Origin of the sequence: Brevundimonas sp., assembly GCF_031412435.1 — a bacterium.
Lineage (GTDB): Bacteria > Pseudomonadota > Alphaproteobacteria > Caulobacterales > Caulobacteraceae > Brevundimonas.
Map to the genome: position 1 here is coordinate 97178 of NZ_JANODA010000006.1, position 14722 is coordinate 111899.

General features: G+C 66.6%; 12 protein-coding genes and 1 pseudogene. 8 read left to right on the top strand and 5 right to left on the bottom strand.

The window, feature by feature from the left end:
- Window positions 1–49: 49 nt before the first annotated feature.
- On the top strand, window positions 50–1441 hold the full coding sequence (gene ahcY, locus RMO01_RS01495; RefSeq protein ID WP_309627278.1) for an adenosylhomocysteinase: 1392 nt from the start codon (window positions 50–52) through the stop codon (window positions 1439–1441).
- A gap of 65 nt (window positions 1442–1506) precedes the next feature.
- On the opposite strand, the gene RMO01_RS01500 is transcribed toward ahcY, so the two are convergent.
- Window positions 1507–2631, bottom strand: a complete 1125-nt coding sequence (locus RMO01_RS01500; protein ID WP_309627279.1) for a hypothetical protein — start codon at window positions 2629–2631, stop codon at window positions 1507–1509.
- A gap of 139 nt (window positions 2632–2770) precedes the next feature.
- Between RMO01_RS01500 and RMO01_RS01505 the strand changes: the two genes are divergently transcribed.
- The 4 genes from RMO01_RS01505 (at window position 2771) to RMO01_RS01520 (ending at window position 6376) form a co-directional block, all read left to right on the top strand.
- On the top strand, window positions 2771–2974 hold the full coding sequence (locus RMO01_RS01505) for a twin transmembrane helix small protein (protein WP_309627280.1): 204 nt from the start codon (window positions 2771–2773) through the stop codon (window positions 2972–2974).
- Window position 2975: 1 nt separating this feature from the next.
- Entirely contained in the window at window positions 2976–3548 is a 573-nt protein-coding gene (locus tag RMO01_RS01510; RefSeq protein WP_309627281.1) for a cob(I)yrinic acid a,c-diamide adenosyltransferase, read from the top strand.
- Window positions 3549–3754: 206 nt separating this feature from the next.
- Window positions 3755–5257 carry a CoA-acylating methylmalonate-semialdehyde dehydrogenase gene (locus RMO01_RS01515; RefSeq protein WP_309627282.1) on the top strand — a complete coding sequence of 501 codons (1503 nt, stop codon included), beginning with the start codon at window positions 3755–3757 and terminating at the stop codon, window positions 5255–5257.
- 207 nt (window positions 5258–5464) lie between these two features.
- Complete coding sequence (locus RMO01_RS01520; RefSeq protein ID WP_309627283.1) at window positions 5465–6376, top strand: hypothetical protein; 912 nt, start codon at window positions 5465–5467, stop codon at window positions 6374–6376.
- Between the two features lies 1 nt (window position 6377).
- Here the strand turns inward: RMO01_RS01520 and RMO01_RS01525 are convergent, their stop codons facing one another.
- Together RMO01_RS01525 and RMO01_RS01530 are read right to left on the bottom strand one after the other, a co-directional pair.
- Window positions 6378–7544, bottom strand: coding sequence for an aminotransferase class V-fold PLP-dependent enzyme (locus tag RMO01_RS01525; protein WP_309627284.1), 1167 nt, complete (start codon window positions 7542–7544; stop codon window positions 6378–6380).
- Window positions 7545–7596: 52 nt separating this feature from the next.
- Window positions 7597–8439, bottom strand: a complete 843-nt coding sequence (locus tag RMO01_RS01530) for a class I SAM-dependent methyltransferase (RefSeq protein WP_309627285.1) — start codon at window positions 8437–8439, stop codon at window positions 7597–7599.
- Between the two features lie 75 nt (window positions 8440–8514).
- Here RMO01_RS01530 and RMO01_RS01535 point away from each other — a divergent pair, with 75 nt between their 5' ends.
- Complete coding sequence (locus RMO01_RS01535) at window positions 8515–8985, top strand: helix-turn-helix domain-containing protein (RefSeq protein ID WP_309627286.1); 471 nt, start codon at window positions 8515–8517, stop codon at window positions 8983–8985.
- A 25-nt stretch (window positions 8986–9010) separates the two neighbouring features.
- Here the strand turns inward: RMO01_RS01535 and secA are convergent, their stop codons facing one another.
- Window positions 9011–11857, bottom strand: coding sequence for a preprotein translocase subunit SecA (gene secA, locus RMO01_RS01540; RefSeq protein WP_309627294.1), 2847 nt, complete (start codon window positions 11855–11857; stop codon window positions 9011–9013).
- Between the two features lie 296 nt (window positions 11858–12153).
- Between secA and RMO01_RS01545 the strand changes: the two genes are divergently transcribed.
- Complete coding sequence (locus RMO01_RS01545) at window positions 12154–12948, top strand: class I SAM-dependent methyltransferase (RefSeq protein WP_309627287.1); 795 nt, start codon at window positions 12154–12156, stop codon at window positions 12946–12948.
- A 144-nt stretch (window positions 12949–13092) separates the two neighbouring features.
- Here the strand turns inward: RMO01_RS01545 and RMO01_RS01550 are convergent, their stop codons facing one another.
- Window positions 13093–14262, bottom strand: coding sequence for an acetyl-CoA C-acyltransferase (locus RMO01_RS01550; protein ID WP_309627288.1), 1170 nt, complete (start codon window positions 14260–14262; stop codon window positions 13093–13095).
- Window positions 14263–14393: 131 nt separating this feature from the next.
- Here RMO01_RS01550 and RMO01_RS01555 point away from each other — a divergent pair.
- Window positions 14394–14722: pseudogene (locus RMO01_RS01555) on the top strand (peptidylprolyl isomerase); the annotation flags it as partial.

The following is a 14722-nucleotide window of genomic DNA, read 5'->3' on the forward strand; positions in this document are numbered from 1 at the left end:
ATAGGCGCGCGCAATCTTCGAACCCTGCCGCGCTCAAGGAGCCGCCTTCATGACCGACTATATCGTCCGCGACATCTCGCTTGCCCCGTTCGGCAACAAGGAAATCGCCATCGCCGAAACGGAAATGCCGGGCCTGATGGCGCTGCGTGAAGAATTCGGCGAGCAGCAGATCCTCAAGGGCGCCCGCATCGCCGGCTCGCTGCACATGACGATCCAGACCGCCGTGCTGATCCAGACGCTGGAAGCCCTGGGCGCCGACGTCCGCTGGGCCTCGTGCAACATCTTCTCGACCCAGGACCACGCCGCGGCCGCCATCGCCGCCAACGGCACCCCGGTCTTCGCCACCAAGGGCGAGACCCTGGAAGAGTACTGGGACTACGCCCACAAGATCTTCGAATGGGCCGACGGCGGCTATCCCAACCTGATCCTCGACGACGGCGGCGACGCCACCCTGCTGTGCGTGCTCGGCCCGAAGGCCGAGAAGGACCTGTCCCTGCTGGCCAACCCGCAGAACGAAGAGGAAGAAGCCCTCTACAAGGTCATGAAGCGCTACATCGCCGAGAAGCCCGGCTTCTATTCGGCCATCCGCGACGCCATCGGCGGCGTGTCGGAAGAGACCACCACGGGCGTGCACCGCCTGTACGAAATGGCCAAGAAGGGCGACCTGCCGTTCCCGGCCATCAACGTCAACGACAGCGTCACCAAGTCCAAGTTCGACAACCTGTACGGCTGCCGTGAATCGCTGGTCGACGCGATCCGTCGCGGCACCGACGTCATGCTGTCGGGCAAGGTCGCCGTGGTCTGCGGCTACGGCGACGTGGGCAAGGGCTCGGCCGCCTCGCTGCGCCAGGGCGGCGCTCGCGTGAAGGTCACGGAAGTCGATCCGATCTGCGCCCTGCAGGCCGCGATGGAAGGCTATGAGGTCGTCACCGTCGAGGACGTGGCCCACGAGGCCGACATCTTCGTCACCGCCACGGGCAACCTGGACGTCCTGACCGTCGACCACATGCGGGCGATGAAGAACAACGCCATCGTCTGCAACATCGGCCACTTCGACTCGGAGATTCAGGTCGCCGGCCTGAAGAACTTCAAGTGGGACGAGATCAAGCCGCAGGTCCACCATGTGGAATTCCCGGACGGCAAGAAGATCATCCTGCTGTCGGAAGGCCGTCTGGTGAACCTGGGCAACGCGACGGGTCACCCCTCGTTCGTGATGTCGGCGTCCTTCACCAATCAGACCCTGGCCCAGATCGAACTCTGGACCAACATCAAGGCCTACGAGAACCAGGTCTACACCCTGCCCAAACACCTCGACGAGAAGGTCGCCATGCTGCACCTGGCCAAGCTGGGCGCCAAGCTGACCGTGCTCAACAAGGAACAGGCCGACTACATCGGCGTGCCCACCGAAGGCCCGTTCAAGCCGGAAGCCTACCGCTACTAGGAAGCGGACAGTCCGCAGACAGAAGAGGCGGCGCACCGGATCGGTGGGCCGCCTTTTCTTTTTGCCTAGGCCGCCAGCTGGAGCACATCAGGCCGTTCGCGGCCCGACAGGCTGGTCTCGAAGTCGGCGAGCAGATCCAGCAGTTCCTCGCCGTCCGGCGCCAACCTGTCGCCTGTCATCCGGTAGCGCCAGAAGCTGACGATATGCTGGATCGCGCCCAGCCGCTCGCCCAGCCGCGCGAACAGGATCGGAGCGTCGCGCAGGAAATCGCGGAAGGCCGTCGGCTTGCCTTCGCGGGTCAGGCCGCGGAAGGCGTCGTCATAGACGCGCAGCATGTCGGCGGTGGCTTCGCAGGTCAGCAGGATGCGGCGGCGCACCTGTTCCTTCGCCCGGTCGATCGCAACGTACTGGTCGGCATCCACCCGGCCCCGGGGCCTCACCCGCCGGACGCTGTCGACGACCCAGCCGATGTCTCCGGTGATCGCCTGCAGCGCCCATTTGTAGTAGAGGAACCCCTTCCAGCAGAAGACGCCCTCCTCATACTCCTCGGGCCGCAGCATCAGGGTCTGGCCCAGCGCGCTCATGTCCTCGCCGGCCGAGTTCGACATGATCTTGGCGGTCAGACGCGCGACCGGATTGTCGGCCGCCAGGTCCGCGTCCGGCCCCATGCTGAGGTCGACCAGGGGCGTGATCTCATTGGCCACGAAGTCCGACATCCGGTTCAGGTCGGCTTCGGAGACGTTGAAATAGCAGGGGTCCGGCGCATGGCCGTTGCGCCGCAGTTGCTCGCGCAGAAGGAAGGGGTCCAGGCTGGGCAGTTCGTCGATCAGCGACAGTATCCTGCGGTCCGGATGCGACGGCCCGACGCCGAGCGCCTGCTCCAGCATCTGGTCGAATCCGACCTGATCGACGAAGATGTACCGACCCCCGACGCGCAGGTCGGCCCCGTCGATCGGCAGGATGATCTTGGTCGCCACATAGCGACGCACCCGGAACTCATCGACCTCGTTGCGACGCAGCCGGTGCTTGATCACCAGACAGCGGTTCAGGGTCGGGTTCTCGAACATGGGAGCATCGCGCCAGCCGTCGGTCCGGCCATGCTCGTGACTGACCCGCAGCAGGTTCAGCACCCGCGCGGTCGATGCGGAGGTCCGCAGATTGTCGAGATTGCGGAAGGCGCGGTCGGTCATTCAGGCTCCTGACCCGGCCATATGATACGGCAAAGGTTAGGATCGCGCGGAGGGGCAGGGTTAGCTGAACCTGAACGGCGGTAAGTCGCCGCAGGGACGGTCGCTGGCGCCCGCCCTTCGAGAGGCCTAGATTAGTCCCATGAACGTCTTCGACATCCTCGTCCTGATCGCCATCGGCGCGGTCGCCGTCACCCTCGGCTTCGGCATCTATTCGCTGTATCGCGGCGGCGACTACGCCCGGTCCAACTCCAACAAGCTGATGCGACTGCGGGTCGCTCTGCAGGCGACAGCGATCGTGCTGCTGATGGCCGGCCTGTGGTGGAAATCCACATACGGGGCCTGAGGTGGTCGTCCTCAACAGGATCTACACCCGCACTGGCGACGGCGGCGACACGGGGCTGGCCTCGGGCGCCCGCGTCTCCAAATCCGATCCCCGCGTCGAGGCCTATGGCACGGTCGACGAACTGAACGCCGTCATCGGCGTCGCCCGCCTCCATTCGGGCCAGAACGACCGTATCGACGCCATGCTGGGCCGGATCCAGAACGAGCTGTTCGACCTCGGCGCCGACCTGGCCACCCCGCTCGATCCGCCGCCGACATGGGAGGCCCTGCGGATGGTTCAGTCCCAGATCGACCGGCTGGAGGCCGAGATCGACTGGATGAACGAGAGCCTGAAGTCGCTGGACAGCTTCATCCTGCCGGGCGGTTCGCCCCTGTCGGCCCATCTGCATCTGGCCCGCACGGTCGCCCGCCGCGCCGAACGCGACGCGATCCGGCTGGTCGAGACCGGGGCGGCGGTGACCCCCGAGGCCCTCCGCTACCTCAACCGGCTGTCGGATCATCTTTTCGTTGCCGGCCGCCGCGCCAACGCCAATGGCGCGGCCGACGTGAAATGGATCCCCGGCGGCACGCGGTGACTATTCCTCCCCTGTCGCGGGAGGGGGCTCGAGGCGGAGCGTAGAGACGGAGGGGGCGCGATCCAGACGCCCCTTTTCGCGGCCAGTCCCCTCCACCGCTTCGCGGTTCCCCTCCCCCGATGGGGGAGGATTTGGTTTCGCCCGGCTCCATCCCGCGCTAAACCGCCCGCCAAACAAGAACAGTCTGCTTTCAGGGAAACGCCGCCATGCGCGACATCAACCATTTCATCGACGGCGCGTCCTTCACCGGGACCTCGGGCCGGTACGCCGATGTGTTCAATCCGAACACCGGAGAGGTCCAGGCCCGCGTCCAGCTGGCCTCGGTCGCCGAGATGGATCGTGCGGTCCAGTCGGCCCAGAACGCCTTCGAAGGCTGGTCCTCGACCAACCCCCAGCGCCGCGCCCGCGTCATGTTCGAGTTCAAGCGCCTGGTCGAGGCCAATATGACCGAGCTGGCCGAGCTGCTGTCCAGCGAGCACGGCAAGGTCGTCGCGGACAGCAAGGGCGACATCCAGCGAGGTCTGGAAGTCATCGAATTCGCCTGCGGCATCCCGCATGCGCTGAAGGGTGAATACACCTGGGGCGCCGGTCCCGGGATCGACGTCTATTCGATGCGCCAGCCGCTGGGCGTCGTCTCGGGCATCACCCCGTTCAACTTCCCGGCCATGATCCCGATGTGGATGTTCGGCGTGGCCATTGCGGTCGGCAACACCTTCATCCTCAAGCCCTCGGAGCGTGATCCGTCGGTGCCGGTGCGTCTGGCCGAGCTGATGATGGAGGCGGGCGCTCCCGCCGGCGTCCTCAATGTCGTCCACGGCGACAAGCTGGCCGTGGATTCGATCCTGGAGCACCCGCTGGTCCATGCGGTCAGCTTCGTCGGCTCGTCCGACATCGCCCACTATGTCTACCAGGTCGGGGCCGCCAACCATAAGCGGGTCCAGGCCATGGGCGGCGCCAAGAACCACGGCATCGTCCTGCCTGACGCCGACATGGACCAGGTGATCAAGGACCTGTCGGGCGCCGCCTACGGCTCGGCCGGCGAACGCTGCATGGCCCTGCCGGTCGTGGTGCCGGTCGGCAAGAAGACCGCCGACGAACTGCGCGAACGGATGGTCGCCGAGATCCCGACCATGCGGGTCGGCGTCTCCACCGATGCGGGCGCCCACTATGGTCCCGTCGTCACCGCCCAGCACAAGGCCCGGGTCGAGGGCTGGATCGAACAGGGCGTAAAAGATGGCGCCGAACTGGTCGTCGACGGCCGCGGCTTCAGCCTGCAGGGGCACGAGAAGGGCTATTTCATCGGCCCGTCGCTGTTCGATCACGTCACGCCCGGGATGGAATCCTACAAGGAGGAGATCTTCGGACCCGTCCTGCAGATCGTCCGCGCCGCCAGCTTCGAGGAGGCCCTGTCGCTGCCCAGCAAGCATCAGTACGGCAACGGCGTGGCCATCTTCACCCAGAACGGCCGCGCGGCCCGCGACTTCGCCGCCCGGGTCAATGTCGGCATGGTCGGCATCAATGTGCCCATCCCGGTGCCGGTCGCCTATCACACCTTCGGCGGCTGGAAGCGCTCCGCCTTCGGCGACACCAACCAGCACGGCATGGAAGGCGTGAAGTTCTGGACCAAGGTCAAGACCATCACCGCCCGCTGGCCGGACAGCGATCTGGAACACGCCGACTCCAGCTTCGTCATCCCGACGATGGGGTGACCTGATCCTCCCCCAATGGGGGAGGTGGCGCGGCGCGCCTTCGCGACGTGACGGAGGGGGCCCACAGCGAACGCGGGGTCCGAGGAAAGCCCCTCCACCGCGAAGACGCGGTCCCCCTCCCCCGATGGGGGAGCAATAGAGCAGGCGACGCAATTCGGTGTTAAGCGTTAAACTCGCCCATATGCTGAAGCTGGAGCGCTCCCCCGCATGCGTCGCTTTCTGATCTGGTCCGCCCTGGCGGTGGTCATCGGCCTGGCTTTGGCCGGCACCGGCTACTGGGCCTACTGGAATTTCTACGCCCGGTTCCAGCCGGTCACGATCTCGCGGAACCAGGCCGAGATCCAGCGCCTGCTGGACGAGGCCTCCTGGGTCTCGGGCGGCGGCGGGGGCGAACCCCTCTACATCATCGGCTATCGCGACAGCGCCTCCACCCAGCGCTACGAGCGCGAGGAGGCCGAGAAGCTGCGCGCCGGCGGGGTCGAGGCCCGCGTCGTCGTCTTCGCCCGCCCCGACCGCGAAGGTCAGGTCCAGTCCACCCCGGCCGAGCGCGCCACCGTCGCCGAGCTGTGGCTCAGCCGCGACTGGAGCCTCTACGAGCGCTGGACCGCCACCCCCTCGCGCAACTGGACGGCGGCCGGCATCCCTGCGTCGGATGGCAACCTTGCCCGCTCCGCCGTGGTCGAGGCCAGCCGCGAGTTCGTCACGCGGCTGACCGGCCTTCTGCGCGAGGCCGGCGCTCCGACGGGCTATCCGCTGGTGATCTGGCGCGACCGGGACGGGTTCATGAAGGCCTGCGCCTGCGCCGACAGCCGCTCATGGGCCTTCATCCGCGACGATTTCTCGGCGCCCGACGTCGTGGCCCCGTCCGGTGTCGCCGAGCCTGGCCCGGCCATCCCGCCGACAACGCCCGTACCCGGAAACGGTACGCCCGAAAGCCTGCCGTATCCGAGCCTCGGACCGATCCCGCCGGCCGGTCAGACCATTCCCCCGGCGCAACCGGGGACGCCCCAGCCGGCAACCGCGCCTGGAACAACGCCCGCCCGCCCGACGACCACGCCGCGCACGACCCCGGCCGCCCCGCCTCAGCCGAGCCAGACGGAAGACACGACCTTCTTCTAGGTCAGAACAGACGCTTGCAGACGCCGATCAGACGCTCGACGTCCTCGTCGGTCTGATAAAGGCCGAAGCCGAAGCGGATCGTGTCGTCGCGAACGTCTGTGACGACGTTGGCGGCGAGCAGGTCGGCCCGCCAGCGCTGGGCGTCCTTGTGTTTCAGGGCCAGGAACCGCGCGCGCGGCCGGTTGTCGCCCATGATAGGGTTCAGCACCTCGGCCTCGCCCAGGACGCCGCAGTCACCGGCCGCCAACGCCTGCGCGAACCGCGCCTGCAGCCGGTCGGCGTGGGCCGAGATATCCGCCGTGGTCAGCCCCTGCTCGTCCAGCATCCGCCGCACGCCGTTGAACCGATAGAGCGGCGTCGCATCGAACGTCGCGCCCCAGAACCGCCCTGCGTCGCCCCGGTACTGAACGCCCTCGGGCGGACCCATCAGATTGCCGAACTCGGCGAACCAGCCGGTCACGACCGGCCGTTCGCAGAAGCCATGGGGCGCGTGAAGCAACCCCGCCCCCTCGCCTGTCATGGCGTATTTGTAGCCGCCGGAGACGTAGAAGATCCTGTCAGCGACCGCCGACAGATCGGTCGGGGTGGCCATGAAGCCGTGATAGCCGTCGACGATCACCCAAGGCCCCTCGGGCTTCGCCATCGCCGCCAGATCGTCGATACAGCCGATCGCCTGACCCGTCTTGAAGAAGACCTGGCTGACCACGATCACGTCGTGACCGCCCGCCTGGGCAGCCGCCGTGAAGCGCGCGTCGAAGGTCTCGAACGGCTCCAGCGGCACGCGCGTGACGACGGCTTCGCCCGCCTCTTCCCAGCGCTCGGCCTGGCGGCGGAAGGCGTGGAACTCCCCGTCGGTGGTCAGGATACGGACGGGCCTGGATTCCCAACCCGAGAAGATGCGGATCAGGAAGTCGTGGGTGTTGGGCGCGAAGACCACCGTCTCCGGATCCGGCAGGCCCAGCTCTTTCGCGATATATTTCTGCGCCTCCGGCACGACCTCGCCGAAGACCAGATCCCATTTCCGGTCGGCGAAATGGTTCGCCTCGACCCAGGCCCGCACCTGCCCGTCGAACGAGGCGTCCGGCCACAGGTGATGGCTGTGCGCTGCGAAATGCAACCGCTCCGGGTCGAGGCCGAGGGCGCGGGAGAAGAGATGTTTGTAGGTCATGGGCGGCGGTTTCGCATGGCCGTTCGGCCCCGGCCAGCCCTGAGCGATCCCTTCAAGCCTGCGCGACGATCATCCAGCAGGCCGCCGACATCGGGATGACACCGTCCTGAACATGATCACTCAGTCGCGCCGCGACCGCCTCGCAGATCTGCGCCCTCAGCCGGTCGTCGAGACCGGGAAGCACCGTCGCCAGCACGCCGAGCCGGGTGCTCAGGGCCATGGCCTCGTCGAAATCGAGAGGAGTCGAAACGTCCAGTGGCGTGATGTCGATATCGCGCCAGCCGGATCGGGTCAGGATGCCGCGCACATGGTCGGGGTCCCGGAAGGCGAACCGACCCGGCCCCTCGGTCGTGACCTGCGGCGGCTCGGACAACAGCGGCGCAGCGGCGTCCGCCGGAAGCAGCGCGAGGGGATTGTCCTCCGCCCTGCGCCAGCAGACCATGACCAGTATGCCTCCATACCTGGTCGCCCGCCGGAGGTTGGCGAAGGCGGCGTCGGGATCGGAAAAGAACATGACACCGAAGCGGGAGATGATCGCGTCGAAGCTGTTCCGATGGAAATCGTGCTGCTGGGCATCGGCCTGGACAAACTCGACGTTGTCGACGCCGGCGGCTGAGGCCTGGCGACGCGCCGAGTCCAGAAGGGATTGCGATATGTCGACGCCGACGGCCTGGCCGTCCGGTCCGAGGCGTCGGGCGAGGGCCAGAGTGGTCGCCCCGCCGCCACAACCGACATCCAGGATTCGGGCCCCGGCAGGCGGATCCAGCCTGTCGAGGATGGCGTCGGAGATAGGCAGATAGAGCCGTTCCATCAGGCCCTGAAGCTGAAGCCAGGCGTCACCGCCCTTCTGCGCCCAGAAGGCATGATCGAGGGGCGGGGCGGGGTGATCGGTCATTTTGGGGCTCTTCAAGGATTGCCGGGACGGACCGGTTCGCACAGTCTGCAGCTTCAAGCCGACTTGAGGTCAAGAGTGATCGACATCGACATCGCCGAACTGGCGCGACAGACCGGTTTGCGGGCGTCGACGCTCCGCTACTACGAAGAGAAGGGGCTGATCGCCTCCAGCGGCCGCCGGGGGCTGAAGCGCCTGTTCGACCCCGGGGTACGGCAACGGCTGTCCCTGATCGCCTTGGGTCAGGCTGCAGGATTCTCGCTCGACGAACTCGGAGTCCTGCTTGCGGCGCAGGCGCCTGGCGCACCCTTCGTCGCGATTGACAAGACGCAGCTCAGGGCCAGGGCCGTTGAGCTCAACCGCCGCATCGAGGCCCTCTCGCGGATGCGCGATGGCCTGCTGCACGCCAGCGCCTGCCCGGCTCCCAGCCTGATGGAATGCCCGAAGTTTCTCCGGATCGTCAGTCGTGTCGGCCACGCCGGTCGCAAGCCCGCCCGGGCGGCACCCGTATTGACCGGTTCAGGAAGCCGGCCGCGCGCCGAGCGGTAAGCCCTGGCCCGGCGCGCTCAGGCCCCTAGACCAGCGCCCCGTGGCAGTGCTTGAACTTGCGGCCTGAATGGCAGGGGCAGTCGGCGTTGCGGGGCGTACGCTCCCAGCCGGCCGGCAGCAGTTCGACGGGCAGGCGCGACCGGGCGTCGCCGGTCAGCTGGCCTTCGGGGTTCTGGGCCAGGGGATCGGCCATCTCGTTGACGCCGGTGCCGGGGTTCAGGTGGATTTCCTGGAACTCGGGCATTTCCATCGGCGGCGGAGCCTCGAAGCGGAACTCCACCGTCATCAGCCAGCGCGTCACATTGTGACGCAGCTCGTGCAGCAGGGTCTCGAACAGGGAGAAGGCCTCGGTCTTGTATTCGTTCAGCGGATCGCGCTGGCCATAGCCGCGCAGGCCGATGACGCCGCGCAGGTGGTCCAGATGCACCAGGTGCTCGCGCCACTGCATGTCGATCATCTGCATCAGGAACTGCTTTTCCAATCCCCGGGTCTGGGTCTCGCCCAGTTGCGCCAGACGGTCGGCGGCGCGCGCTTCGGCGGCGGCCTGGATACGCTCCTCGACCTCCTCGTTCGACACGCCTTCCTCGGCGGCCCAGTCGTGCAGGGGCAGGTCGAGGCCGAGGGTCGACTTCACCTTCTCGTCGAGGCCGTCGATGTCCCACTGTTCGGCATAGGCCTTGGGCGGCATGAAGCGGTCGACCAGGTCGGTGACCACGTCGCGGCGGAACTCGCCGACCAGTTCCGACAGGTCCTCGGAGTCCATGAACTCCTGGCGCTGTTCGAACACGGCCTTGCGCTGGTCGTTCACGACGTCGTCGTACTTCAGCAGGTTCTTGCGGATGTCGTAGTTCCGGGTCTCGACGCGCTTCTGGGCGGTCTCGACGGCACGGTTCAGCCAGGGGTGGGAGATGGCCTCGCCCTCGGCCACGCCGAAGCTGCGCATGATCGAGTCCAGACGGTCGCCGGCGAAGATGCGCAGCAGGTCGTCTTCGCAGGACAGGTAGAATTTCGAGGTGCCGGGGTCGCCCTGACGGCCGGTCCGGCCGCGCAGCTGATTGTCGATACGGCGGCTTTCGTGACGTTCGGTGCCGAGGACGAACAGGCCGCCGGCGTCGAGCGCGATCTTCTTCTGCACGGCGATGTCGGCCTTGAGCCGGGCCTCCTCGGCCGCCAGCATCTCGGGCGTGACCTCGATGGCCAGATTGCGCTGGTCGAGGCGGTATTTCTCGAGACGCATCTCGAGGTTGCCGCCCAGCTGGATGTCGGTGCCGCGGCCGGCCATGTTGGTGGCGATGGTCACAGCGCCCGGCAGGCCGGCGTCGGCGACGATGAAAGCCTCCTGCTCGTGCTGGCGCGCGTTCAGGACGGCGTGAGGGATGCCCTTGAACTTCGTCTCCCAGACGATGTCCCAGGCGGCGTCCCCGACTTTTGCGGCCTCCTTGTCCTTGCCTACGAATTCCTTCTTCAGCGTGCGCGACACCTCGACCTTGTGCTCATACTTGTCGAGCAGGGCCGACAGCTGTTCGGACTTCTCGATCGAGACCGTGCCGACCAGGATCGGCTGGCCGCGCTCGCGGCAGTCGGCGATCTGTTTGGCGATCGCCAGGTTCTTCTCGGCATAGGTCCGGTAGACCTCGTCGTCGTAATCGATGCGCTGGACCGGGCGGTTGGTCGGGACCTCCAGGACGTCCATCTTGTAGATGTCGAGGAATTCCTGGGCCTCGGTCGCGGCCGTGCCGGTCATGCCCGACAGCTTCTCGTAGAGGCGGAAATAGTTCTGGATCGTCACCGAGGCCAGGGTCTGGTTCTCGGGCATGATCTTGACGTCCTCCTTGGCCTCGATGGCCTGGTGGAGGCCTTCGGACAGGCGGCGTCCGGTCATCATGCGGCCGGTGAACTCATCGATCAGGATCACCTCGCCGGCGCGGACGATGTAGTCCTTGTCGCGCACGTAGATGACGTTGGCGCGCAGGGCCTGGTTGATGTGGTGAACGACGGAAATATTGGCCGGATCGTACAGACCGGCGCTATCCTCGGCCAGGTGGCCGGACGCCGCGACCATCTCCTCGACCTTTTCGGAGCCGTCCTCGGTCAGCATCACCTGCCGCTGCTTCTCGTCGTACTCGTAGGTGGTGGTGTCGAGGATCATCTCCTTCACCACCAGGTCGATGGTGCGGTAGACGTCGGAGCGGTCTTCCGTGGGGCCGGAAATGATCAGCGGCGTGCGCGCCTCGTCGATCAGGATCGAATCCACCTCGTCGACAATCGCGAAGTTGTGGCCACGCTGGACCATCTCCGAAGCGTCATAGACCAGGTTGTCGCGCAGGTAGTCGAAGCCGAACTCGTTGTTGGTGCCGTAGGTGATGTCGGAGCCGTAGGCGGCCTGGCGCTGGCCCTGGCTGAGGCCGTGGACGATGACGCCGACGCTCAGGCCCAGGAAGCGGTAGACCTGGCCCATCCATTCGCTGTCGCGCTGGGCCAGATAGTCGTTGACGGTGATGACGTGGACGCCCTTGCCGGCCAGGGCGTTCAGATAGACCGGGCAGGTGGCGACCAGGGTCTTGCCCTCGCCGGTGCGCATTTCGGCGATGCCGCCTTTGTGCAGGATCATGCCGCCGACCAGCTGGACGTCGTAGTGACGCTGGCCGAGCACACGCCGGGCGGCCTCTCGCACCACGGCGAAGGCGTCTTCCAAAAGGCCGTCCAGGGTTTCGCCCTTGGCCAGCCGCTCGCGGAATTCCACGGTTTTGGCGCGCAGCTGATCGTCGGTGAGCGCCTGGGTGGCGGGCTCCAGCGCGGTGATCTTGAGGGCGCGGGCGGCCATCCCCTTGACCTTGCGGTCGTTGGAGGAACCGAAAAAGCGTTGGAACATGCTCAAGGGATAGTCCGATCGTACGAGCCGCGCGCGGCGAGAAAGCCCCTCGCCGCCGGGAAAAAGCGCTCATTCAGGGGCGGGGCAGACTTAAGCAGCGACCCCGCCCAAGTCAACGCGGGCGGCCTGTTGTTTGGGGTTGACCTGTCACCCTGCCGCTATACGCTCAGCGTCACTATGAAGGCTTGATCGCACATAAGCGCCGCGGACACCGCCGGCCATTTGCGCCGCGCAGGGACCACAGAGTCTCGGCGCGCATGATCTCTCTGTTTTGAAAGACCTTCATGACTTCTGGCATGACCACAAACCGCTATGGGTCCATCGCGGCCGAAATCTATGACATCGACAAACCCTATTTTGCCCTGGCCGACACCGCGTTCCACCTGGAGCGATTTCAGGGGTTTGACCGGCCGATCCTGGAGCCGGCCTGTGGGTCGGGACGCACCATGATCCCGTTCCTGCAGGCCGGCCTTGATATCACGGGCTTCGATCCCAGCGGCGAGATGCTGGACCGGTGCCGGGACCGTTGCGCCGAGGCGGGGTTCTCGCCGGACCTCAGCCGGCAGGGGTATGCCGACTTTGCCTATGATCGCCGGTTCGGGGCGATCCTGGTCCCGGTGGGCTCGTTCACCCTGATCGACGACTTTGCGGCGGCGATGGCGGTGCTGCGCCGGTTCCATGCGGCTTTGGAGCCCGGCGGGGTGCTGGTGCTGGATATGCAGGGCCTCGCGTATCTGGCGTCCGGGACGCAGGATCGCCGCCGCTGGACGGCGCCCGGTGGCGACCTGCTGACATGCGAGGGCGTGCGGAACGTGACCGACTGGTTCCGCCAGCGGGCCGAGACCATCTACCGCTACGAACGCTGGCGCGATCATCAGCTGGTGGAATCCCAGATCGACGTGATGGCGCAACGCTATTGGGGCTTGGACGAATTCCGCATGGCGCTGGAGACGGCGGGGTTTGAAGGCGTGTCGGTGGTGGGAAACTACGACCGGTCACGCGGGGTGAGGAGTTCCGACCGTGGCTGGACGTTTGAGGCGGTGAAACCCTTCCTTTCCCGCGCAGCGGGAGAGGGGGACCGCGCCCCGTAGAGGGCGTGGTGGAGAGGGAAAGCCTCAAGCTCTGAATCAGAAAAGGGCTGCCGCAGGCTCGGCGCCTGTGGCTCGCCCTCGCCACCACCCGCTCTTCGGCGGGTGGTCCCCCTCTCCCGCCGCAGGCGAGAGAGGAAGGGTTGCCTAGGAGATCTCGAACAGGCCGGCGCCGCCTTGGCCGCCGCCGATGCACATGGTGACCACGCCCCACTTGGCTTTGCGGCGACGGCCTTCCTGCAGGATGTGGCCGGTCAGGCGCGCGCCGGTCATGCCGAAGGGGTGGCCGATGGAGATGGAGCCGCCGTTGACGTTATATTTCTCCGGGTCGATGCCCATCTTGTCGCGGCTGTAGAGGCACTGGCTGGCGAAGGCCTCGTTCAGTTCCCACAGGTCGATGTCGTCGACCTTCAAGCCCTGGCGCGCCAGCAACTTGGGGATCGCGAACACCGGGCCGATGCCCATTTCGTCAGGCTCGCAGCCGGCCACGGCCCACGACACGAAGCGACCCATAGGCTCCAGACCGCGACGCTCGGCCTCCTTGGCTTCCATCAGCACCACCATGGCGGCGCCGTCGGACAGCTGGCTGGCGTTGCCGGCGGTGACGAAGTTGCCTTCGCCCTTGACCGGGGCCAGCTTGGAGAGACCCTCCATCGTGGTGTCGGGGCGATTGCACTCGTCCTTGTCCACCACGTAGTCGACGATAGACTCTTCCTTTGTCTCCTTGTTGACCACCTTCATCTTGGTCTTCATCGGGACGATCTCGTCCTTGAACTTGTTCGCCTGCTGGGCGGCGGCCATGCGCCGCTGGCTCTCCAGCGAGAACGCGTCCTGGTATTCGCGGCTGAGGCCGTAACGCTTGGCGACCACATCGGCGGTGTCGATCATCGCCATGAAGATGTCCGGCGCGATCTTCATCAGGTCGGGATCGATGGCTTCGCGGGGCATGCCGCCACCGGGGATCGAGATGCTCTCGACGCCGCCGGCCACGACGCAGTCGGCGCCGTCGCCGCGGATATGGTTGGCGGCCATGGCGATGGTTTGCAGGCCCGACGAGCAGAAGCGGTTGACTGTGACGCCGGCGGTGGTCACCGGCATGCCGGCCAGCAGGGCGGCCTGACGACCGATATTGGCGGCGCCGTGACTGTTGTTGCCCATGTAGCAGTCTTCGACGAAGTCGGCTTCGACGCCGGAGCGCTCAACCGCGTGCTTGATGGCGTGCGCGGCCATCGACATCGGCGGCGTGATGTTGAAACCCCCGCGACCGGACTTGGCCAGGCCCGTGCGGGCGTAGGAAACGATAACAGCTTCGCGCATTTGAATAGATCCTCCCGGGATGTGCGTTCAGGGGCTGCTTAAAGCCCCGAAACCCGTCGGCGGCAACCTTTGCATCGCGGGATGGAAATGGCTAGGGAGGCCCGCCTGCGGGCGCATCCGGAGATCATCGTATGGCGGCCGCGCATCTCGCTCGTAATTTCGGCGCCATCCTGGCGATCGCCCTGGCCCTGGTCGCCTGCGACCGGGGCGGCGGCGGCGAGGGGGCGCCGGAGCGGGGCGATCAGGCGGTGGCCAAGGTGGACGGCGCTACGGTCTGGGTCTCCGACGTCAAGCGCGAGGCGGTGGCCCAGGGGTTGATCGGCGAGGGTGAGCCGCTGGACACCTCGTCAGACATGTTCCGCCAGATGACCGATGAGGTGATCGACCAGAAGCTGCTGGCCGCCGAGGCCGCGCGGCGCAAGCTGGACAAAGCCCCCGCCGCTCAGCGTCAGCTGGCGGC

Excerpts from the sequence above, each read along its gene's own strand:
- RMO01_RS01550 (WP_309627288.1), bottom strand. The coding sequence starts at position 14,262 with ATGCGCGAAGCTGTTATCGTTTCCTACGCCCGCACGGGCCTGGCCAAG.
- RMO01_RS01520 (WP_309627283.1), top strand. The coding sequence starts at position 5,465 with ATGCGTCGCTTTCTGATCTGGTCCGCCCTGGCGGTGGTCATCGGCCTG.
- RMO01_RS01505 (WP_309627280.1), top strand. The coding sequence starts at position 2,771 with ATGAACGTCTTCGACATCCTCGTCCTGATCGCCATCGGCGCGGTCGCC.
- ahcY (WP_309627278.1), top strand. The coding sequence starts at position 50 with ATGACCGACTATATCGTCCGCGACATCTCGCTTGCCCCGTTCGGCAAC.
- RMO01_RS01545 (WP_309627287.1), top strand. The coding sequence starts at position 12,154 with ATGACCACAAACCGCTATGGGTCCATCGCGGCCGAAATCTATGACATC.
- RMO01_RS01515 (WP_309627282.1), top strand. The coding sequence starts at position 3,755 with ATGCGCGACATCAACCATTTCATCGACGGCGCGTCCTTCACCGGGACC.
- secA (WP_309627294.1), bottom strand. The coding sequence starts at position 11,857 with ATGTTCCAACGCTTTTTCGGTTCCTCCAACGACCGCAAGGTCAAGGGG.
- RMO01_RS01530 (WP_309627285.1), bottom strand. The coding sequence starts at position 8,439 with ATGACCGATCACCCCGCCCCGCCCCTCGATCATGCCTTCTGGGCGCAG.
- RMO01_RS01525 (WP_309627284.1), bottom strand. The coding sequence starts at position 7,544 with ATGACCTACAAACATCTCTTCTCCCGCGCCCTCGGCCTCGACCCGGAG.
- RMO01_RS01500 (WP_309627279.1), bottom strand. The coding sequence starts at position 2,631 with ATGACCGACCGCGCCTTCCGCAATCTCGACAATCTGCGGACCTCCGCA.